Raw genomic sequence first — 20,174 nt, 5'->3', positions numbered from 1 at the left:
CGCGTCATGAAGCCCGTGTTCCCGTCCGGCCCGGCCACTCGATCCGCGCTCTACGGAATAGGCCTGCTCTCAGCCCTCAAGGCACTTTCGCTGGTACTCATGGCACAGGCGGTGGCCGGTGCACTGGCCGGTCTGGCCGGAAGTCCGTCCGATTGGACCGACGGGCTGGTGTGGGGGGCCGTCGGAGCGGTGCTACGGTCCCTGACCGTCTGGGGCCAGGGCGTTGCGTCGCGCCGTGCCGCGCTGGGGGTCAAAGAGGAACTGCGGTCGCAGCTTCTCAAGCGCTCGCTGGCGGAGGGCGGAACTACTGCCGTTGAGGGCACCAACGACGGCGGACTGGCGATCCTCGCCACGCGCGGCCTGGACGCACTGGATGACTACTACACCCAGTACCTGCCGGCCCTGGTGAACTGCGCCACCGTTCCACTGCTCATCGGCGCGCGGATACTGTTTGCTGACTGGGTGAGCGCCGTAGTCATTGTATTGACCGTTCCCTTGGTGCCGCTGTTCATGATCCTGATAGGCCGCCACACGGAAGACAGCGTCAGGGACGCCCAAACTACACTGCGCAGACTGTCCGGGCACATCCTTGAACTGGCCAAAGGCCTGCCTGTGCTGGTGGGTTTGGGACGGGCCAGCGAGCAACGTGCCGCACTCGAAGACATTTCCGAGCAGTACCGCAGCCGGACCATGGTCACGCTCCGCACGGCGTTCCTCTCGGCACTTGCCCTGGAACTCATAGCAACCATCTCAGTCGCTGTCGTAGCGGTCTTCATCGGCGTGCGGCTGGTTGCCGGAGACATGGCCCTGGAAGCCGGGCTTTTGGCACTGATCCTCGCTCCCGACTGCTACTTGCCCCTGCGTGAGCTCGGTACCGCCCACCATGCCAGTGATGACGGCAGGGCGGCCTTGGAAACTGCCAACACCGTGCTGAAGGCACCCACGCACCAGCGTCTTACTGATAACCAGCCACTTACCGACACCCAGACATCCCGCGCGGGGCTGGCTGACATTGTGGTCACAGGCCTCACCGTGACCTACACCGGACGGTCCACACCCGCCGTCGAGCGTTTGGACTTTACCGCCCCCGCAGGCTCGGTCACGGCGCTGGACGGAGACAGCGGCGCCGGAAAAAGCACAGTCCTGGGTGTCCTGGCAGGCCTTATCGGGACGGGCCCCGGCGCATCCGTGACCGGCACGCTAACCGGCGTGGCAACGGGCACCGTGGCCTGGGTACCGCAACACCCCGTGATGGTGGCCGACACCGTGCGGGAGGAAATGGAGCTGTACCTTGGCGGGCAGCACACTGCAGATACCGCACAGGCTGTGGCAAGCATCCTGCGGAGGGTCTCTGCTGACCACCTGGCCGCCAAGCACCCAGCCGAACTCAGCCCGGGGGAGTTGCGCCGCGTGGCACTTGCCCGCGGTCTGGCCCGCCTCGATTCCGGTGCTGCCGTGCTGCTTCTGGACGAGCCCACCGCGCATCTGGACCACTACTCAGCCAGCGTTGTCCGCTCTGCCATCACGTCCCTTCGGGGCTCTGCCACCGTAATCCTGGTAGCACACGACTCCGGCACCAGGGCGCTCGCCGACCACGTAGTCCGGGTGGAGCACTTAACCGCGGCGAAGCGGCCCACCGGCGTGCCGGAACGAAGTGCTCCTCATACCGCCGCCGTCGTTTCAACCACCGCGTATCAGTCCTCCCTGGCTGTCAAAGCCGGGGCGGACCCAGCCAGTCTGAAAGCACAGAACGGGGCCCTCCACACGGCCTTCAACCAGGGATGGCTTTCCAACCTCCAACGGCTCGCGCTGGTCCTCCGGCCGGTTCAGGCCAAGTTCGCCGCGGCGGGCCTGGTAGGAGTCCTCGCCGCACTTTTCGCAGTCGCCCTGTCCGGCCTGTCAGGGTGGCTCATCATCCGGGCCAGCGAACAGCCACCCATTCTCTACCTCCTCGGAGCGATCGTTGGTGTGCGTTTCTTCGGCATCGGCAGGGCCGTCCTTCGCTACTGCGAGCGGCTCCTGACCCACGACGCCGTCTTTGCTGCGATGACGCGACTGCGTGGGGCCCTCTGGGCCACCCTGAGCCGCCGTGCACTGTCACTTCGCCGGCTTTTGCAGGGCGGCAACGTCCTGGGCTCCATCGTGGACGACGTTGACACACTCAGGGACCTTCTCCCGAGGGTCGCCCTCCCTCCGTTGACTGCCGTGGGCGTGGGCGCTGCGGCCGTCGTCGCAACTGCCATGGTGTTGCCCGTTGCCGTACCCGCCGTTGCCTGCGCCGCCGTAGTTGGACTCATTGTTGCGCCGCTCCTTGCCGTACTTGCTGACCGGAACGCCGCCAGGGCAGAACAACAGCTGCGCTCGGTGGTGCTCCGCGGTGTTGCGGCGGCCCTCGATGCCCGCGCCGAACTAACCGCCAACGGTGTGGCCGGACGCATCCTGACCGCACTCAGGGACAAGGATCGTGCCGCTACTGTTTCGGCGCAGCGTTCTGCCTGGGCCGAAGGTCTCGGCCAAGCCGTCACCGTCCTCGCCTGCTCGCTCGCCGCCCTGTGGGCGGCACTCCTGGGCGCCGAATCCGTTCAAGATGGTTCCGCCGCTCCTGCCCTGGTTGCCGTGATTGTGCTCATGCAACTGGCCCTCGTGGAGCCTTTTGCGGCAACCGTTTCCGCCGTCCGCCAAGGCCCTGCGCTCGCAGACATCCTGGGGCGCGTGGCAGCTACCGGGGCGTTGTCCGCCCCCGCCGAGGCGGACAACGCAGATCACGACGCCGGTATGCACCCTTTGCCTGACCGCGATGGCAAGGCGGGGCTGGAGTTGAACGGAATTTCCGCTGCATGGCCAGGTGGCCCCACGGTATTCTCAGGAGTTACCGCTGAGGCCGGGCCAGGCCGATGGCTGGCAGTCACCGGCCCCTCGGGAGCCGGCAAATCGACGCTGCTTTCCGTCCTCCTTGGCTTCCTACCTGTGAAGGAAGGCAGGGCACTGCTCACAGGGACAGCGGCGTGGTGCCCGCAGGAAGCCCACCTCTTCGACTCCACCATCCGGGGTAATCTCCTTCTGGCGAGGCCCGCGGGGAACAAGCCCAACGAACAGGAAATGCGCGAGGCCTTGCAGGACGTGGGGCTTGATGTGTTGGTGGACACTTTACCGGAGGGGCTCGACACGCGCATTGGATCAGGCGGGGCTTTCCTCAGCGGTGGTGAGCGGCAGCGCCTCGCCATGGCAAGGACACTCCTGACCGGCGCGCGCGTGCTGTTGCTGGATGAGCCTACGGCGCACCTTGACGCTGCAGCTGCACGCGAAATGATGGCCACCCTTCGCCGGGGTTTGCGGAACGTCACGGTGGTGTTGGTGACGCACAACCCTGAGGACATCGATCCAGCCGATGCCAGGCTCGAGCTCCCCAGTGCGGCTGAGCTGGTGAGAGTGCCTACTCCCCAGTAGCCTGTTGGCATGCCTTCTGAGGTTCCACCCCTTATTCAGCCCGATGCCAGCCAAACGGGCCTGCAGTGGCGGCCTGCCACAACTGCGGACCTGGACAACTGGGCGGAACTGATCGCCCGGACTGCCGCCGTCGAGCATCCTGTCTGGTTCGAAAAGCGTGGCGACCTTGTCCACGTCCTGGAGTCCACCAAGAATGATCCCAGGACCAACACGCTTCTGGGATTCGATGCGGATGGCGTTGCCCGCGCGTACGGGAGAATCACGAAAAACCCCGAAGGGGACAAGGCCACAGGCATGGGATGCGTAGACCCGCACTGGCAACGCCGCGGCGTCGGTTCGGCTGTCCTCACTTGGCAGGAAGCACAGACCCGGAGACGGTTTCACGCTGACAATGCAGCAGGGAACAGTTCTGCGCCGCCCCGCCTCCGCATCCAAACGGAAGAACAGCACCCGCACCAGGCGGCGGTGCTCCGGGCCAGGGGCTATGACATTGTGCGCTGGTTCAATGAAATGCATCGGCCGTTGTCAGGGCCTGCTTCCCAGCCTGCTCCAGCAGCACGGCTTGAGCCCGGATTGGAACTATGCACGTTTGACCGATCCCTGCACGAGGCCGTTCGCCTGGCCCACAATGATGCCTTCAGGGACCACTGGGGAAGCGAGCCACGCGACGAAGAAACCTGGCGGTTCACCGTTGAGGAACCCACAGCACGGCCTGATTGGAGCGCCGTGGTGATTGACGCTTCCACGCGCGAGGTAGCTGGATACCAGCTGGCCAGCTACGATCCGGCTTCAGCGGTTGACCGGGGTTTCAAGGAGGGCTATACCGAACTGCTTGGTGTCCGGCGTGCGTTCCGTGGCCGGGGAATAGCGCAGACACTGCTGGCAGACGCCCTGCGGCGATTCACCGCCGCCGGGATGGACATTGCATCGCTGGACGTCGATTCTGCCAATTCCACCGGTGCCCTGGCACTCTACCTTGGCATGGGATACAGCCCAGTGAACCGGAGCATGACGTGGGAGAAGCTGCTATAGCCCGGCGCCGTTAGCCGTCCACATCGTGGAGGTGATGGACAACATCGTGCAGGAAGTATTGCGAGAACGTGAGCACTGTGAACTCGGAACCGTTGCTTCGCCGTCCTGTTCGCTGCCATTCATCCTGCACAACACGTGCGAAGGACTCGGCGATCTGCTCCCCTTCCGCGATCAGCTCGTCAGAGACAGTGCGGGGATCCGAACGTCCGTATTCGCCGTCCATGGCCGCTTGGTCCTGGTCCCAGTTGGCAAATTCGGCGTTGTCATCGCTGAGCATCAGGTTCAGCCTCTTGTCGAAGAGGCTAAAGACATCGCGAACGTGGCAGGCATATTCCAGGGGAGACCACGTGTGGTCATTCGGGCGTACCGCGACGTCCTCGCGGCGCAGGACGGCGCGCCACCTTGGAAGCATGTTGAGCACAGTCCCCGGGACCGTGGACGGCGTCACTGTGGAGGCGTCAAAGCCGCATTCGGGGCAGGGCTTTGACAGCACCCACGTCCAGTCTTTTTCGTCAGGGATGATCGGCATGCCGCCAGTCTAAAGGGTCACCGCCGGCAATCTCAGGCATGGGGTAAAACCAACATCTGTTTGCCCCTGACTTCGTTGCCGCCCAGGAGTAAAGTTCGCTCCGGGGAGAGAGTCGGAAAGAGAAAAACATGCTCAAGGATCAGCAAGTGGGTGCCGTTCTTCCGGCATCGGATATTGCCCGGGCCCGCGCGTATTACAGCGAGAAACTCGGACTCGAACCAGAAAATCCAGACGCCGACGACAACCTCCAGTACAGGTGCGGGGACGGGACCGGCTTCTTCATTTACCAAACATCCAATGCAGGTACGGCCAAGAACACCCAGATGGGCTGGATGGTCAGTGATCTCGCGGCCACGATGGCGGAACTTCGCGAGAAGGGCGTCGAGTTCGAAGACTACGACTTCCCGGGGCTCAAGACTGAAAACGGCATCGCGACAATGCCGGACGGAAGCGCAGCAGCCTGGTTCCTGGACACCGAGGGAAACATACTGAGCATCAACCAGAACGCCTAGCCCAGCCGGAAATGGCCTGACAGGGGCCAAGGCAACAGCAGGGCCGGCGGTCTGGAACCGCCGGCCCTGCTGTATTTCCTTGCAGGATTACTACTCGGTTGCCGCAGCCGTTTCCTCCCAGGCCATGCTCGGACCGATCGCCTCCACTGGCTGTGACAGCGGCACCCCTGAGCCGTCCCTGCGGCCATGCTCGTGGGGCAGTGCCCTGGCCACACCGGCGGCCGATGACGCCTTTGCTGGTCCGTGTCCGGCCCACGCAAGGAGCAGGGTGTCTTCGCCCTTGAGGAAGCGGTGTACACGGACACCGCCGGTGGCGCGTCCCTTCGATGGATATTCGTCGAAAGCAGTCACCTTCGCGGTCCCCGGCGCCGTGCCCGGCAGCGCGCCATTGGTTCCTGCAATAGTGACAACGACGGCGGCGGGATCGTCCGCGCGCACGGTGCCAAAGTGGATGACTTCGTCGCCGTCAGCGAGTTTGATGCCGGCCATGCCACCAGCGGTCCGGCCTTGCGGACGCACGTTTGACGCACTGAACCGCAGCAACTGGGCTTGTTTGGTGACGAAGACGAGTTCGACGTCGTCCTCCTGCGCGGGCTCCACGGCTAGAACGGTGTCCTTGTCCTTGAGCGAGATGATTTCCCAGTCCTCACGGTTCAGCGGGTACTCCGGCTGAACACGCTTCACTACGCCCTGCACAGTTCCAACGGCAAGGATGGCATCCAACGGAACGAACGCAACCAACGTCTCGCCCTTGAGAAGAGTGATGAAATCCTTGGCCGGCACTCCACCGGCCAGGTTTGGAAGGCCTCCGACAGGGGGCAGGGCGGGCATGTCCATGACCTGTAGGCGCAACATCCGGCCCAGGGAAGTGACGGCGCCAATCTCACCACGAGCCGTGGTCTTCACTACTGAACGGAAGACGTCGTGCTTCGCCCGGGGACCAGCCTCGGCCAGCGGTTCCTGGTTGGTTGTCCGTGCGATCTGTCCGGACACGCTGAGGAGGGCCCAGCAGGGGTCGTCCGGGATTTCGAGGGGGAGGGCTGCGGCCTTGCCCTTGGGCCCAGGTACCGCAGCCGCAAGGGCCGCGGCGACCGTGGGTGAGACTGCCTCGGACTCCAGGAGCACGGTGCGTCGGGGAGTACCGTACTTCGTGGCGATTTCGGCCAGCTCACCGGAAACGAGGTCGCGGAGCAGCTCGTCGGAGGCAAGGATGGCCTCCAGGGCTTCGATCTCGCGGCGCAGCTCGTCCTGCTCCTTCTCCAATTCAAGGCGGGAGTACTTGGTCAGCTGCCGTAGGCGCAGTTCCAGGATGTAGTTCGCCTGGATCTCGGTGAGGTCGTAGATGGACATCAGCCGTTCACGGGCTGCGGAAGCTTCATCAGAGGAGCGAATTATCTGGATGACTTCGTCGATATCGACGATCGCGATCAGCAGGCCCTCCACCAAGTGCAGGCGGTCCTTCTTCTTGCCCAAGCGGAAAGCCGTCCGCCGCCGGACCACGTTCAGACGGTGGTCCACGTAAACCTGCAGGAGCTGCAGCAGGCCAAGTGTTTGCGGCTGGCCGTCAACCAACGTGACGTTGTTGATGCCGAAGGAATCTTCCATGGGCGAATAGCGGTACAGCTGCTGAAGCACGGCGTTGGGGTTGAAGCCGTTCTTCAGCTCGATGACCAGGCGCAGGCCATGGTTGCGGTCCGTGAGGTCCACGACATCGCTGATGCCGGTCAACTTCTTGGCGTTGACGGCGTCCTTGATCTTTTCGATGACCTTTTCCGGGCCAACCATGTAAGGCAGCTCGGTCACCACCAGGCCGGTCCGGCGGGCAGACAGCTGTTCCACTTCCACCTTGGCGCGCGTCTTGAAGGAACCGCGGCCCGTGGCGTAAGCATCGCGGATGCCGTCCAGGCCCACGATGCGGCCACCCGTGGGAAGGTCCGGACCCGGGACGAACTTCATGATGTCATCCAGCGTCGCGTCCGGATTCGCGATCAGATGGCGTGCGGCCGCGATGACCTCAACGAGGTTGTGCGGAGCCATGTTCGTTGCCATGCCGACGGCAATGCCCGTAGTGCCGTTGACCAACAGGTTGGGAAACGCTGCCGGAAGGACCTCAGGCTGGGTCAACTGGTTGTCGTAATTGGGGACGAAATCCACGACGTCTTCGTCGAGGTGGTCCGTCATGCTCAGCGCAGCCGCTGCCAAGCGCGCCTCGGTGTAACGCGGGGCGGCAGGACCGTCGTCGAGCGATCCAAAGTTGCCGTGGCCATCGATCAACGGCAGGCGCAGGGAAAAGTCCTGGGCCATGCGGACCATGGCGTCATAGATCGCGGCATCGCCATGCGGGTGGAGTTTTCCCATGACTTCGCCCACGACGCGCGCACTCTTGACGTGGCCCCGGTCCGGGCGCAGGCCCATGTCCGCCATCATGTAGAGGATGCGGCGCTGAACCGGTTTCAGGCCATCACGTGCGTCAGGAAGGGCTCGCGAATAGATCACCGAGTAGGCATACTCCAGGAAGGAGCCCTCCATCTCGGAAGTGACGTCGATGTCGACGATGTTCTCGGTGAAATCGCCGAGAGGCTCGCCTTTGCGTGCGGGAGTTTGGCTGCGGGCCATGGGGTCGGTGGATCCTTAAAGATGTACTGCGGATGTTTTAGCTAGGCTAAGCCTATGGTGGATCAGCCCGACGTCGGCATTTATCCGGAATATTGGGAGGCCGATGTCGTCCTGCGCGACGGCGGGACAGCCCACCTCCGTCCCATCCGCCCCCAGGACGCAGACGCCCTGCAGGCCTTCCATGCCGGTCAATCGCAGGCTTCCATCTACATGCGGTTTTTCTCCTTCAAGCCCAAACTGTCCGGAAAAGAAGTGCGGCGCTTCACTGAAGTGGACCACGTGAACCGGGTGGCATTCGTCATCACGATCGGTGGCGAAATCATGGGAGTGGGCCGCTACGACCGGCTGGAGGACCCCGACGAAGCCGAGGTGGCCTTCAACATCTCGGACGCCCATCAAGGCCGCGGCATCGGCTCGATCCTCCTGGAGCACCTCGCGGCAGCCGCCCGCGAGAAAGGTATTCGTCGATTCATCGCTGAGGTCCTGCCCGAAAACCGCAAGATGCTCATGGTGTTCGCCGATGCCGGCTATGACCTCAAGCGCGGGTTTGACGACGGCGTGGTGAGCGTCGAGTTCAATATCGACCCCACCGAGAAATCGCGGGCGGTGATGGAGTCCCGCGAGCATCGTGCAGAGGCCCGCAGCGTGCGCGACCTGCTGGCGCCGTCGTCGGTGGCTGTCATTGGGGCCAGCCGCAAGTGGGGGACAGTAGGCTACCAACTTCTGGAACACATTATTGAGGGTGGCTTTGAGGGCCCGGTCTATGCGGTCAACCCCGAGGCCTTCGAGCTCGCCGGCATGATCTCCTTTGCCCGCTTATCGGAGATCCCCGGGCCCGTGCAGCTGGCGATTATCGCGGTTCCCTACGAGGAAGTGCCCAAGGTAGTGGACGACTGCGCTGCAGCGGGCGTCAAGGGCATAGTGGTGGCAACCGCCGGATTCGCCGACGACGGCGAGAGGGGCCTTGCGCGCCAACATGAGTTGGTGCGGCGCGCCCGGGCCAATGGCATGCGGGTGATTGGGCCCGAGTCCCTGGGGATACTGAACACTCATCCGGCTGTATCGCTCAACGCCTCCATGGCTCCGAGCATGCCGCCCCGCGGGGGCCTGGGCCTCTTCAGCCAGTCAGCGGCCGTGGGTGTTGCCGTCTACGCGGCGGCCAGGCGGCGCCGGTTGGGCCTGTCCACATTTCTCTCCGCCGGGAACCGCGCGGATGTCTCGGGCAACGACGCCATGCAGTACTGGGAGGACGACGCCGATACCTCGGCAGTAGGGCTCTACCTTGAGTCGATCGGGAATCCCCGTAAGTTCTCCCGGCTGGCCCGCAGGTTGTCCCGGAGCAAACCGGTGATCGTCGCAAAATCCGACGTCACCGGCCTCCGCCTTCCGCCCGGACATGAAGTCCGGACCACGCAAGCACCTGCCGCCGCAGTGGACGCAATGATGCGGCAGGCAGGCGTCATCAGGGTGGGAACCATCGAGCAATTGATGGATATCGCCCAGATCGTCTCCTCCCAGGCATTGCCTGCCGGCCCCGGTGTGGCTGTCTACTCCAATTCCGTCGCCTTGGCGAAAGTCGTCGCTGACAGTGCCGGACCCCTTGGGCTCGATGTCAACCGGATGGTAACGGACGTGGACCTCGACGCCGGTATGTCACTCGCCCTCCCAGCGCTCCGGGAGAGCCTGCGGGCAAGCCTCGCGGACGAATCTGTCAACGCCATCGTGGCCGCACTCCTGCCTGCACGGGGACTCACTGTAGAAGCGCTGGCCGGTGTCCTGGCCGAGTGTGCGGCGGAAGCCGGCAAGCCGGTGGTGGCAGTGTTCACAGGCATTCTGGACCCCTCCATCCCCGTGGAAGGAATGGTCGGCAGCTCCGATGGTCCGTTACTGCCCTGCTATTCCAATGCGGGTGCCGCAGTAGGCGCCCTGGCCGCGATCGTTCGCTACGCCCAATGGCTGGATCGCGACCAAGGTCTTTTCGTCGAGCCCGGTGGCTGCGACGTCGAAGGGACCCAGGAAACCCTGGCCAGGATGCTGACCGGCGTGACGGGCGAGAAACTCCGCAAGCTCGACGCCGGTGCTGCCGCAGAATTACTCGCTCGCTACGGTATCGCCGTGGTGCCGACAATCGGCTTCGGGACACCGGAGGAAGCTGTTGAAGCAGCCGAACGCGTGGGCTGGCCAGTGGTTCTGAAGACCACTGATCCCGCCCTGAGGCACCGCCTGGACCTGGGCGGCGTCCGGCTGGACATTCAAGATGCAGAGTCCTTGCTGCAGAACATCGCCCAGATGAGGCGGGCACTGGAACCTTACGGTTCGCCGTCGCTTGAAGTTCAGGCAATGGCCCCGGTAGGCCAGGCGTGCACCTTCCGTGCCATGGAGGATCCCCTGCTGGGTCCAGTGGTGTCTTTCGGCTTGGCAGGGGATGCAGTGAATCTGCTGGACGATTGGGCACACAGGGTCCCACCGTTGTCCGCGGCAGACCTGCGCGACCTCATCCGCTCACCGCGGGCTTCCAGGAAACTGTTCGGCTACCAGGGCCTTCCCGCCGTGGATGTGCCTGCCCTTGAGGACATTGCCGCCAGGCTGGCCAAACTCAAGGATGACCACCCCGGAATTGCCCTGGTGGAATTCAACCCCGTGCTCGCCGGCCCCTCCGGTGCAACGATTCTGGGTGCCGATGTGTGGATAGGTAACGCCGCACGGCGCACCGACAGCGCTCGCAGGGCAATGCGTGGTTAAGCGCTCCCTGCACGCCAGCGACCGGCCCAGTGGCGGAGCCGGCAGTTAGGAAGTCCCCAGTGGATCTGTGAAAATGGGGGAATGAGCACCCAGTCTCCGACGCCTCAGTCCCGTCCGTCCAATGCCGGGCACCACAGCGCCCATAACCACAGCTTGCAGGGACAGAGCCTGGACCAAGCGCTGCAACAGGCTGGTTTCTACCCCAGGCTGGTGGCCGACGTCGTGGATGACGCCTTGGATGGCCGCGATTGCTTGTCACACCTGGTGCACCTTGAGACGCACTTCGATCGCGCCGAGGTTCGCCGTCACATCACAGTGCTGGTACTCACCGAAGACATGCTGGTGATCACCCACGTTGACGATCAGCAGCTGGATGAAGCCGGGGAACAGATCGTCGCCCAGATTTCCACGGAATCCGTACCCGTGGCGCAGATCCGTTCTGTGGTCCTTAGCTACATGTATTCCCAGCCACAGGACTACAAGCCGTCGGATCCCGTTCGGGAAATGACAGTGTCCATTGCCTGGTCCGGTGGGCAGCGCCTGGATATGGGTCCGGCAAGCTGCGGTGATCCGCAGTGCGAAGCGGACCACGGCTACAGCGGAACCATCGCGCAGGAGGACATCGTCCTGCGCATCAGTGCCGAAGCGGACGGCCTTCAAGCGGTCCAGGATGCCAAGGTCTTCGCGCGCGCCCTTCGTGCCGTGAACACGGCAAATCCCACACCCGTCCCACACGCCGGCATCCCCGCGCCGCGGCCACGTTCGGGGGTCTTCAGCAACCGCTTGAGCCGCGGACACCAGCGTTGAGGGTGACTGCACAGGAGCACACGCAGCCAATGTCCGGTACGGCGCCGGCCTCCGAGCTCCCTTCGCCCCCGCTTTTTGGGAGCAGATCGATCGCCGAAGTCTTCACCAGTGCTGCCGCGAGCATGGGCATTCCCGGATTTGCCAACCAGCTTCACCTGCCTGCCGCGCAGCGTGTCTGTGTAGTCCTCGCCGATGGCCTGGGCCGCAGCCTGCTCAAGCAAAAGGCTTCGCACACACCGTTCCTGCGTTCCATCCTGTCCGGCGGACAGGGCAGCGTCCCCAACTGGATTGATTCCGCTTTTCCCAGCACCACCGCGGCTTCCCTGGCCAGCCTGGGTACAGGGCTTCCCGCCGGGCAGCACGGCATGGTGGGCTACGACGTCCTGGATCCTTCCCAGGACAAAGTAGTGAACCTGCTTGGCAACTGGGACGCCCACGTGGACCCTGCGCTTTGGCAGCCGCACGCTACCGTGTTCGAACGCATAGGGGCCGAAGTCGACGTTGTCACGGTGAGCCTCCCGCAGTTCGGGAATTCCCCGATGACGCAGGCAGCCCTCCGGGGCAGCCGTTTCGTGGGCGGCACAAGCCTGCATGCGCGCACAGCCGCCGCAGCAGAGGCAATGTCCAGTGGTGGCCGCTCCCTGATGTACTTCTACGTCAACGAGTTGGACAAAGCCGGTCACCGCTACGGCTGCCAGTCCGACCGCTGGGAACACCAGCTTGAAGAGCTCGACTCCACCGTCAAGAGACTGTCCGCGACGCTGCCCCCGGGGACCACTATCGTGCTGACCGGGGATCACGGAATGCTTGACGTTCCCGAGTCCCAGCGCATTGACTACTCAGCTGATTCTTCACTCGTTGCCGGGGTCCGCCACACTGCAGGCGAGCCCCGCATGGTTCATCTTTACCTTGAGCCGGGCCTCCCGGATACGCAGCGCGAGTCACTCATCTCTGCCTGGCGGGCAAGGTTTGGCGAACGCATCTGGGCTTTTACCCGTGAGCAGGCGATAGGCGCCGGGTTGTTCGGTGACGTCCAGCCGGCGGTGGCGCCGCGCATCGGCGATGTCATGATTGCCGCCCGGGATACCCTTGCCCTTTACGACACCCGCAGGGTCCGTCCGGCGTCGTTGGAAGTAATCGGCCAACATGGTTCCTTGACGAAGGCGGAACGTGAAGTGCCATTCCTTTGCTTCCCGGCAGCCGGTAAAAAGGGCAAACGTGGCTGAACTCGTCTTCTTCTCGGGCACCATGGATTGCGGTAAGTCCACACTGGCTTTGCAAATGGACTACAACCACCGCGCGCGGGGCAGGGGCGGGGTACGTTTCAGCTGCAACGACCGCGCAGGTGATTCGACGATTTCCAGCAGGTTGGGCCTGAGGACAGACGCCGTTGAAGTCCATGCGGACACGGACTTCTGGGACGAAGTGGTTGTACGCCGGACCAGTGGGCTCCGTGTGGACTATCTGATCTGCGATGAAGCGCAGTTTTATTCCGCTTCCCAAGTGGAGCAGTTGGCGCGCCTGGTGGATGAGATGGAGGTGGACGTCTTCGCGTTCGGGATCACCTCGGACTTTCGAACCACCTTGTTTCCCGGCTCCCAACGTCTGATCGAACTCGCCGACAAAGTACAGGTGCTGCAGGTCGAGGCACTGTGCTGGTGCGGGCGCCGGGCAACTCAAAATGCCCGAACGGTGGACGGCATCATGGTGGTGGAAGGGGACCAGGTCATGGTTGGCGATGTCGCTCCCCAGACTGCAGGCGACGTCCCGGGCGTGAGCGATCAAGTTCAGACAGGGGAAGCTGTTGGCCACGAACCCGTGGTTGGCTATGAGACCTTGTGCCGACGCCATTACATGCGCCGCGTGACAGCCCACGGGGCCAACCTGATGGCCGGGGGAGACCAGACTCTTCCGTTCGACGTCGATGCCTGCCTGTGGCCCGGAGCCGGCTCCGGCACTGGCTCCGGCTTGACGCCGCGCTAGGGGATAGACGCCGCGCTAGGGCTAGTCGCCGCGGGCGCCGAAGACGATCTCGTCCCAACTGGGGATGCTTGACCGTTTTGGACGGGAGGGCTGGCGCTCTACGGGTGCCTCAGCATCCTTGTGCGTGTTATGGTCCCCGGCTTCGAGGGGTGCCCTGTCCTGTACGGCTGTCTCTGCGCGCGAGGCAGCACGATCAGTCTGTGTTTGCGGGGATGTGGCCCCGCCAAGCAGTTCGTCCAGCCCTGCCCGTGGCGTCTGGTTTGTCCCGGAATCACTTCGATCCGCGTCCTTGGGCTCAGGAGCACTGGCCACCCCCGGCTTGCGGTCGGTTAAGGAAGTCACGGGCCGCAATGGGCTGGCAACAACGGTTATTTCGCGCGTCTCCGTGCTGACGCCGTCGTGGAGTTTCAGTGAGTCGTCGTCGTTTGAGTCATGGTTCCGGGGCGCGAGGCTCAGCCGGGACAGCATGGACGGACGTCCGTCCTTCCGCGCAGGCTCAGCCACAGGAGAAACCTCCGGTTCTGTTTGATCCCCGGCAGGTTCCTCGGCCGGCTGCTGATCTTCGCCGCCAGAACGCGGGTGGGCTGCCGGAACGTTGCTGAGCAGGACGGCCAAGGCGTCATCGCCGTCTTCGTCCACGCCCAGGCGCTGCCCGCGGCGTGAGCGGAGCATTTCCAAGAGGCTGTCGGATTCCTTTGCTGACGCGCGCGCCGCGGTTTCGGCGTCGGTCTCGAAATCGAAAGGACGATCCGAGACGGCGGCAAGCCGGCGTGCAGGAACGGGGCCGTCCAGCGGCTCCAGTTCACTGAGCTGCTGAGCCCAGCGGTTGGCGTTCTGCAGGGATTTACGCTGCGGACTGAACGTCCACATCGCCGGTGGCTCCTCGCCAATGCTTCCGTGCGTACCGGGGACCGCTTCAAAGCGCGCGACGACGGTCCAGGAACCATCCGAACGGCGCCACGAGTCCCATTCAACCGTTGAAGAATCGATGCCGTGCGCGGACAGACGGTGGGCCACCATTTCGCCGAGCGTCGCTGGATTGTCGCCAAAGGCGGAGCGATAGATGTCCTGGCCTGGGGCCGGGGAAGCTACTTCAATCCTTCTGGCCTGCTGCGCAACGTACTCACGCTCGGCCAGGACAGGACCTTCGTAACGTTGCACGTTGGCAAGGGGCAGCCCGGACAACTCCGCTACTTCGGCCGCCGTGGCTCCACTGCGGATTCTGGACTGAATATCCCTGGGGGACATGGCAATCGGGGTGTTTGACGCCCGCGCAGCCACCTGGGCGGGGGTCCTGCTCGTCGCGGCACGAAGTGCCTCGTCGATCGGAAGCTGGAACATCGCACCGCCGGGTCCGCTCAGGAGCAGATGCCCGCCGTCGTCGTGGACGCCTACCAGCCGTAGATCCTGCATAACACCCTCCACCACATGGCATAACTGACATTCGAAACTCTGCCACCCCCATTGCCCTTTTCCTACTAGGACAAAGGGCGTGCCGTGATATTCCGGCGAAAGTGGCAGATTATCGGGCGGATCCTTTCCCGCAATCCGAGCGCAATGTGCCGCCTCTGGACAATCGCTGGACAGGGGAGGACAATCTGGCCGATATCGGGCACAAATCCGGGGCGTCCGGCGTTACACCCTTAGACCGGCGGCGGGCAGGAAATCCGTCAGGCCGGAGTCCTACCCGGAGCAAGTACGACAGGATGAAGAAGGACCATGGCCACGGATTACGATGCCCCTCGAAAGACCGAGGAAGACGTCAGCGAGGACTCGATTGAGGAACTCAAGACGCGCCAGTCGGGGAAGCAATCCTCTGCGGTGGATGTCGATGAGACCGATCTTGCCGATGGCTTCGAGCTCCCGGGAGCGGACCTCTCCGGAGAAGAGCTCCTGATTCAGGTCATGCCACCACAGCCTGACGAATTCACGTGCTACAACTGCTTCCTTGTGAAGCACCGCTCCCAGATTGCCACTGAGAGGGACGGACACCTGTACTGCACCGAATGCGAGAGCTAGCAGGACCAGTGCGCCCAGCGTCGTGCTAATGCCCACCCAGCGCAGCGACGAGTTCGTCCGGGCGGCGCGAAGACACCAGCCAGTAGGGTGTCCGATCGGCGGGGTCAGTGATGTCGATTTTCACTACGGCATCGATCCACCCGCGGAAGCACATGTAAGCGAGGCCATTGAGGCGGGTTCCACGTTCGGCGGTGGCCTCGTCTTTTTTGAAGGCCTCGGCGGTACCGACGAATTTGCGGTCGATAGTGGCGCGTCCCACCCTAAGGCTGTCCCGCGTAACGGTGATGGTGGGTGTCGAAACCACCAACAGGGTGGTCATGACGGCCAGAAGCACCAGGGCGGCGATGATGCCTGCGGCGGCACTGATGGGTGCGAACATCAGGATTCCAGCGCTCGAGAGGCCCACGACGACAACCCAGATCCAGATGGTCGGCCATAATTTCTCGGTGAACAGCACCTCGGAAGCGGAGGGACTATTCCGGGCAGGCATGGGGGCGGACTGGTCAGACGTAGGCATGGGTCCAGCTTATCGGCCCTTGGGCCGGCTATCTGCCCGGAGTGCCCGCATGGAAGTGCCCCACGTAGAATGGTCCACTGTGAGCAACGAGACCGCAGTATTCAGTAATGACACCACCGCAGCGTATGGCGCGCCCACTTTGGACGTTCAGCTGAAAATGCTCGACGCCGGGCTGGAAGCACCGTCCTACGCGCACCCGGGCGATGCCGGTGCGGACCTGCGTGCCCGCGAGGACGTGAAACTGGCCCCGGGTGAACGGAAATTGGTTCCTACGGGCGTTTCGATTGCCCTCCCGGACGGCTTCGTGGCACTGATCCACCCGCGGTCCGGCCTCGCGACCAAACATGGCCTCACCGTTGTCAATGCACCCGGGACTGTGGACGCAGGCTACCGCGGCGAAATCGCGGTCACCTTGTTGAACACTGACCAAAACCACGCCATTGAGCTCAAGCGCGGCGATAGAATTGCCCAAATGGTGATTCAGCGCGTCGAGTACGCGCGCTTCGTGATGGTTGATGATCTATCCGACTCCGCCCGCGGTACGGGCGGCTTTGGTTCCACTGGCGGATTCAACGCACCGGTGGCCTGATAACCCACGGGGTTGCGGTTTACTTGGGGATAGACCACTACTAAGGAGACAACCCAATGCTTTTTGGGCGCGGCAAAAAGTCCAAGGCCGAGCGGCTGGAAACCGCTGGCACCGTCGAGGAAAACGATGCGGCTGAGGCAACAGCCCCTGCAACCGGCGCGTCCGGTACCAAGGGTGATTTCCGGCTTGGCAAAGGTCCTTGGGACATCGATGAGATCGAGGACCGCGATGGATATGTGGACCTCGGCGCACTGCTGATTGCACCCGCTGACGGACTCCAGCTGCGGCTGGAAGTGGAAGAAGCTACTCAGCGCGTGGTGGCCGTGACCATGGACCTGGCCGGCTCAAGCCTTCAGCTCCAAGCGTTCGCTGCTCCGCGTTCGGAGGGCCTGTGGGACGAGATCCGCGAGCAGATCGGCCAATCCGTAGCCAGCCAGGGTGGCGAGACAGAAGAAGTATCTGGAACGTTTGGCACAGAGCTCGTCGCCAAGCTCCCCGCCGAAGCTACCGACGGCAGCCGGGGTTTCCGCGCCGCCCGCTTCATGGGCGTGGACGGTCCCCGCTGGTTCCTGCGTGGTGTCCTCGGCGGCGAAGCCGCCCTGGACCGGGACGCCGCGGCAGCCCTCGAGGAGCTCTTCCGGCGCGTAGTTGTTGTCCGCGGCGACAATCCGATGCCGCCGCGCGAACTGTTGCAGCTGCGTCTGCCCAAGGACGCTTCTACCCAAGCCCCAGCCCAGGCTCCCGCTGGAGCTCCAGATCCCGGTGCACAGCAAGGTGGTCCCGCCCTGCACCAGCCGGAGCGGGGACCGGAGATCACCCAGATTGGCTGATACGCCCGGCTCGCCAGGATCCGCCGGGCAGCAGTCCCAGCAATACGGCGTCCGTGATCTCCCTGCCCGCGGCAGGGCCACCTGCACTGGATTCATCGAATCCGTCACGTACCAGCCGCCAAGTGAGCAACCCTTCTTTTCAGCAGTGGTGGTGGACGCGTTGGAGCACAGTTTCCAGCCGTCGGTTGGTGGCGGGGGAGTGAAAAGGCAGGATGCACGGTTGCGCGTGATCTGGTTGGGCAGGAACCGTGTACCTGGGATTGAAGCAGGAGTGGAGCTGCGCTTGAACGGCATGGTGACGCAACTGGACGGCCTGCCTGCGATGTTCAATCCACGCTACGAAATACTTTCCCGTCAGGAGCACCTATGACCGTGGCCAATGGATCAGAGCCGAAGGATTCCGCACAGCCTACGCCAGCCGAGAGTGAGACCTCGGCCACCGGGTCAGCCAAGACCCCGGCAGCCGAAACCCCGGGGGTCGCGGATTTGGCTGCGGGCTATGCAGAAAAGGCAGGGCTTCAGCGCAACAGTGCCGGCCATGTAGACATGTTGAAGTCTGCAGGGGGAGTGCAAGGCATCGCGGAGAGCATCCTGCCGGGCCTCGTTTTCCTCGTGGCCTTCACCATAAGCCGCGACTTGACGGTTTCCCTGGTCGCGGCGTTGGCGACGGCAGCAACCTTCACTGTTGTCCGCCTGATCCAACGACGCCCGTTGACGCAGGCACTTGCCGGTGTTGTCGGCGTCGGGATTTCTGCCTGGTTGGCCAACACCACAGGGAAGGCTGAGGATTTCTACGTTCTCGGCTTCTTCACCAACATTGCCTATATCGCGGGTATGGTGCTTTCCGTCGTCCTCAAATGGCCCCTTGCCGGGTTGCTGTTCGGATTCGTCCGCAACGAGGGTCTCGAATGGCGCAAGGATCCGGAACGCCTGCGGGCGTACCAGCTTGGCACCTGGATTGTTGTGGCGGTGCTTGCGCTGCGGCTGGTGGTGCAGGTGCCGCTGTACTTCCTGGGTGAGCCAGGCTTGACGGCGTTGGCCACTACCCGGCTCCTCATGGGTGCGCCGCTCTACATCCTCGGCCTTTGGGTGGCCTGGCTTGTTACCAAGCCCGCACCTCAACCGTCGAAGCCGTCGTCCTCCGCCTGATCCGCAACGTCGCCAGCGCCGTCGCGTGGTCCTTGGCCTGCCATCGACGCCGGTGACAACAGGGCCCGCAGGCCGTCCTCTGCCTGGATGGTGGTGACGAAGAACAGTTCGTCACCACCATCGAGGACATCATCCCGGCTTGGCGTGATGGGTGCCTGATCACGCAGGATGGCCACCAAGGTGGCGTCTTCCGGCCACTCAATGGCGCCCACTGTGCCCCCAATGACGTGGGAGTCGTGGGGAACGGTAAATTCCACGATCGAGGCGACGCCGGTCTGCAAAGTCAACAGCCGGACGATATCGCCAATTTCCACGGCCTCCTCAACCAGGGCAGTCATGAGCTGGGGAGTATTGACGGCGACGTCCACACCCCAGGAGTCATTGAACATCCAATCGTTCTTGGGGTTGTTGACGCGTCCGACAGTGCGACCTACGGCGAATTCCGTCTTGGCCAGCAGGGACACCACGAGGTTCACTTTGTCATCACCCGTAGCGGAAACCACGACGTCGGCATCCTCAAGTTTGGCGTCCTGCAGCGTGCTGAGTTCGCAGGCGTCGCCCACCAGCCAGCGCGCACCCCGAAGGCCGCTGCGGCCAATAACTTCAGGCTTGAGGTCGATGAGCAGGATTTGATGGTTGTGGGCCAGGAGCTCACGGGCAATGGACGAGCCGACGCTGCCTGCGCCAACGATGACAACTTTCACTAAGACTCCTTGGCCGGTGCTTTGGCGAGGACGCGGCTGATCTCCGAGGTCCTGTCCAGGCTCAACATTGCGTGGACGGTATCGCCTTCCTGGTAGGCCGTGCCCGGAAGGGGCAGGAGGCCTTCACCAAAACGCGTCAGGAACGCGACACGGATTCCCGCGGCAGCTTCAATGGACGTCACGCTATGGCCAATCCATCCCTCGTGCAGGTCCACCTCCGCCAGGACGAGCCGTCCGGATGGCTCCCGGTAATCGCCGGCGAGATGCTGTTCGGGAAGGATGCGCCTGAGGACCTGGTCCGCGCTCCAGCGCACGGCGGCCACGGTGGGAATGCCGAGGCGCTGGTAAATTTCGGCGCGTCCGGGATCGTAGATGCGGGCCACGACGTGTGCGACATGGAAAGTCTCACGTGCTACCCGGGTGGCCAGGATATTGGAATTGTCACCACTGGAAACTGCGGCGAAGGCGTAAGCCTCTTCCACTCCGGCCTGCTTGAGCGTGTCCCTGTCGAAACCTACGCCGGTGACCTTGCGGCCGGTAAAGGTGTTGCGAAGCCGACGGAAAGCCCGCTCGTCCTGGTCGATGATGGCCACCGAATGGCCGGCGTCTTCCAAAGTGTGTGCCAGGGTTGCGCCAACACGGCCGCAACCCATGATCACGAAGTGAGCCACCGTGTCTCCTTATGTGTGTTTACCGTG

At 63.5% G+C, this 20,174-nt stretch carries 18 protein-coding genes; 12 read left to right on the top strand and 6 right to left on the bottom strand.

Annotated elements, in window-relative coordinates; translation table 11 throughout:
* Positions 1 to 6 precede the first annotated feature (6 nt).
* Together cydD and ABIE18_RS19710 are read left to right on the top strand one after the other, a co-directional pair.
* Positions 7 to 3,447 (top strand): thiol reductant ABC exporter subunit CydD, encoded by a 3,441-nt coding sequence (gene cydD / locus ABIE18_RS19715; protein ID WP_499724249.1) that lies wholly within the window; start codon positions 7 to 9, stop codon positions 3,445 to 3,447.
* A gap of 9 nt (positions 3,448 to 3,456) precedes the next feature.
* Positions 3,457 to 4,479 (top strand): GNAT family N-acetyltransferase, encoded by a 1,023-nt coding sequence (locus tag ABIE18_RS19710; protein ID WP_499724248.1) that lies wholly within the window; start codon positions 3,457 to 3,459, stop codon positions 4,477 to 4,479.
* 10 nt (positions 4,480 to 4,489) lie between these two features.
* On the opposite strand, the gene ABIE18_RS19705 is transcribed toward ABIE18_RS19710, so the two are convergent.
* Positions 4,490 to 5,008 (bottom strand): DinB family protein, encoded by a 519-nt coding sequence (locus ABIE18_RS19705; protein WP_499724247.1) that lies wholly within the window; start codon positions 5,006 to 5,008, stop codon positions 4,490 to 4,492.
* A gap of 128 nt (positions 5,009 to 5,136) precedes the next feature.
* Between ABIE18_RS19705 and ABIE18_RS19700 the strand changes: the two genes are divergently transcribed.
* Positions 5,137 to 5,520, top strand: coding sequence for a VOC family protein (locus tag ABIE18_RS19700; protein WP_499724246.1), 384 nt, complete (start codon positions 5,137 to 5,139; stop codon positions 5,518 to 5,520).
* Positions 5,521 to 5,610: 90 nt separating this feature from the next.
* Here ABIE18_RS19700 and ABIE18_RS19695 read toward each other — a convergent pair whose 3' ends face one another.
* The gene (locus tag ABIE18_RS19695) at positions 5,611 to 8,136 is read right to left on the bottom strand and encodes a DNA gyrase/topoisomerase IV subunit A (protein ID WP_499724245.1); all 2,526 of its coding nucleotides are present in this window, start codon (positions 8,134 to 8,136) and stop codon (positions 5,611 to 5,613) included.
* Positions 8,137 to 8,190: 54 nt separating this feature from the next.
* Between ABIE18_RS19695 and ABIE18_RS19690 the strand changes: the two genes are divergently transcribed.
* The 4 genes from ABIE18_RS19690 to ABIE18_RS19675 all read left to right on the top strand — a co-directional run bounded on the left by ABIE18_RS19690 (position 8,191) and on the right by ABIE18_RS19675 (position 13,668).
* Positions 8,191 to 10,878, top strand: a complete 2,688-nt coding sequence (locus ABIE18_RS19690) for a bifunctional acetate--CoA ligase family protein/GNAT family N-acetyltransferase (RefSeq protein ID WP_499724244.1) — start codon at positions 8,191 to 8,193, stop codon at positions 10,876 to 10,878.
* An 81-nt stretch (positions 10,879 to 10,959) separates the two neighbouring features.
* A complete protein-coding gene (locus ABIE18_RS19685) occupies positions 10,960 to 11,685 on the top strand; it encodes a DUF5998 family protein (protein WP_477516235.1) in 726 nt (241 codons plus the stop codon).
* A complete protein-coding gene (locus ABIE18_RS19680) occupies positions 11,682 to 12,911 on the top strand; it encodes an alkaline phosphatase family protein (RefSeq protein WP_499724243.1) in 1,230 nt (409 codons plus the stop codon). The genes ABIE18_RS19685 and ABIE18_RS19680 overlap by 4 nt, the downstream gene beginning before the upstream one ends.
* Positions 12,904 to 13,668, top strand: a complete 765-nt coding sequence (locus ABIE18_RS19675) for a thymidine kinase (protein WP_477516237.1) — start codon at positions 12,904 to 12,906, stop codon at positions 13,666 to 13,668. The genes ABIE18_RS19680 and ABIE18_RS19675 overlap by 8 nt, the downstream gene beginning before the upstream one ends.
* Before the next feature lie 21 nt (positions 13,669 to 13,689).
* Here ABIE18_RS19675 and sepH read toward each other — a convergent pair whose 3' ends face one another.
* Positions 13,690 to 15,081 (bottom strand): septation protein SepH, encoded by a 1,392-nt coding sequence (sepH, locus tag ABIE18_RS19670; RefSeq protein WP_499724242.1) that lies wholly within the window; start codon positions 15,079 to 15,081, stop codon positions 13,690 to 13,692.
* A 306-nt stretch (positions 15,082 to 15,387) separates the two neighbouring features.
* Between sepH and ABIE18_RS19665 the strand changes: the two genes are divergently transcribed.
* Entirely contained in the window at positions 15,388 to 15,687 is a 300-nt protein-coding gene (locus ABIE18_RS19665) for a DUF4193 domain-containing protein (protein WP_216923072.1), read from the top strand.
* Positions 15,688 to 15,712: 25 nt separating this feature from the next.
* On the opposite strand, the gene ABIE18_RS19660 is transcribed toward ABIE18_RS19665, so the two are convergent.
* A complete protein-coding gene (locus ABIE18_RS19660) occupies positions 15,713 to 16,204 on the bottom strand; it encodes a DUF3093 domain-containing protein (RefSeq protein ID WP_499724241.1) in 492 nt (163 codons plus the stop codon).
* Between the two features lie 79 nt (positions 16,205 to 16,283).
* On the opposite strand from ABIE18_RS19660, the gene dut reads away from it, so the two are divergent.
* Genes dut through ABIE18_RS19640 form a run of 4 tightly spaced genes read left to right on the top strand, consistent with a single transcriptional unit; the run spans position 16,284 to position 18,772 of the window.
* A complete protein-coding gene (dut, locus tag ABIE18_RS19655; protein WP_499724240.1) occupies positions 16,284 to 16,793 on the top strand; it encodes a dUTP diphosphatase in 510 nt (169 codons plus the stop codon).
* A 56-nt stretch (positions 16,794 to 16,849) separates the two neighbouring features.
* Complete coding sequence (locus tag ABIE18_RS19650; RefSeq protein ID WP_499724239.1) at positions 16,850 to 17,623, top strand: DUF3710 domain-containing protein; 774 nt, start codon at positions 16,850 to 16,852, stop codon at positions 17,621 to 17,623.
* On the top strand, positions 17,616 to 17,993 hold the full coding sequence (locus ABIE18_RS19645; RefSeq protein WP_499724238.1) for a hypothetical protein: 378 nt from the start codon (positions 17,616 to 17,618) through the stop codon (positions 17,991 to 17,993). Before ABIE18_RS19650 ends, ABIE18_RS19645 begins: the two co-directional genes overlap by 8 nt.
* Entirely contained in the window at positions 17,990 to 18,772 is a 783-nt protein-coding gene (locus ABIE18_RS19640; protein WP_499724237.1) for a DUF3159 domain-containing protein, read from the top strand. The genes ABIE18_RS19645 and ABIE18_RS19640 overlap by 4 nt, the downstream gene beginning before the upstream one ends.
* On the opposite strand, the gene ABIE18_RS19635 is transcribed toward ABIE18_RS19640, so the two are convergent.
* Complete coding sequence (locus ABIE18_RS19635) at positions 18,742 to 19,476, bottom strand: potassium channel family protein (RefSeq protein WP_499724236.1); 735 nt, start codon at positions 19,474 to 19,476, stop codon at positions 18,742 to 18,744. The genes ABIE18_RS19640 and ABIE18_RS19635 overlap by 31 nt on opposite strands.
* Positions 19,476 to 20,147, bottom strand: coding sequence for a potassium channel family protein (locus ABIE18_RS19630; protein WP_499724235.1), 672 nt, complete (start codon positions 20,145 to 20,147; stop codon positions 19,476 to 19,478). The genes ABIE18_RS19635 and ABIE18_RS19630 overlap by 1 nt, the downstream gene beginning before the upstream one ends.
* Between the last annotated feature and the right edge of the window lie 27 nt (positions 20,148 to 20,174).

The sequence above is a fragment of the Arthrobacter sp. 2762 genome (assembly GCF_040548745.1).
GTDB lineage: Bacteria > Actinomycetota > Actinomycetes > Actinomycetales > Micrococcaceae > Arthrobacter.
Note: the sequence above shows the minus strand (reverse complement) of the source record. Positions and strands in the feature narration are given on the sequence as shown.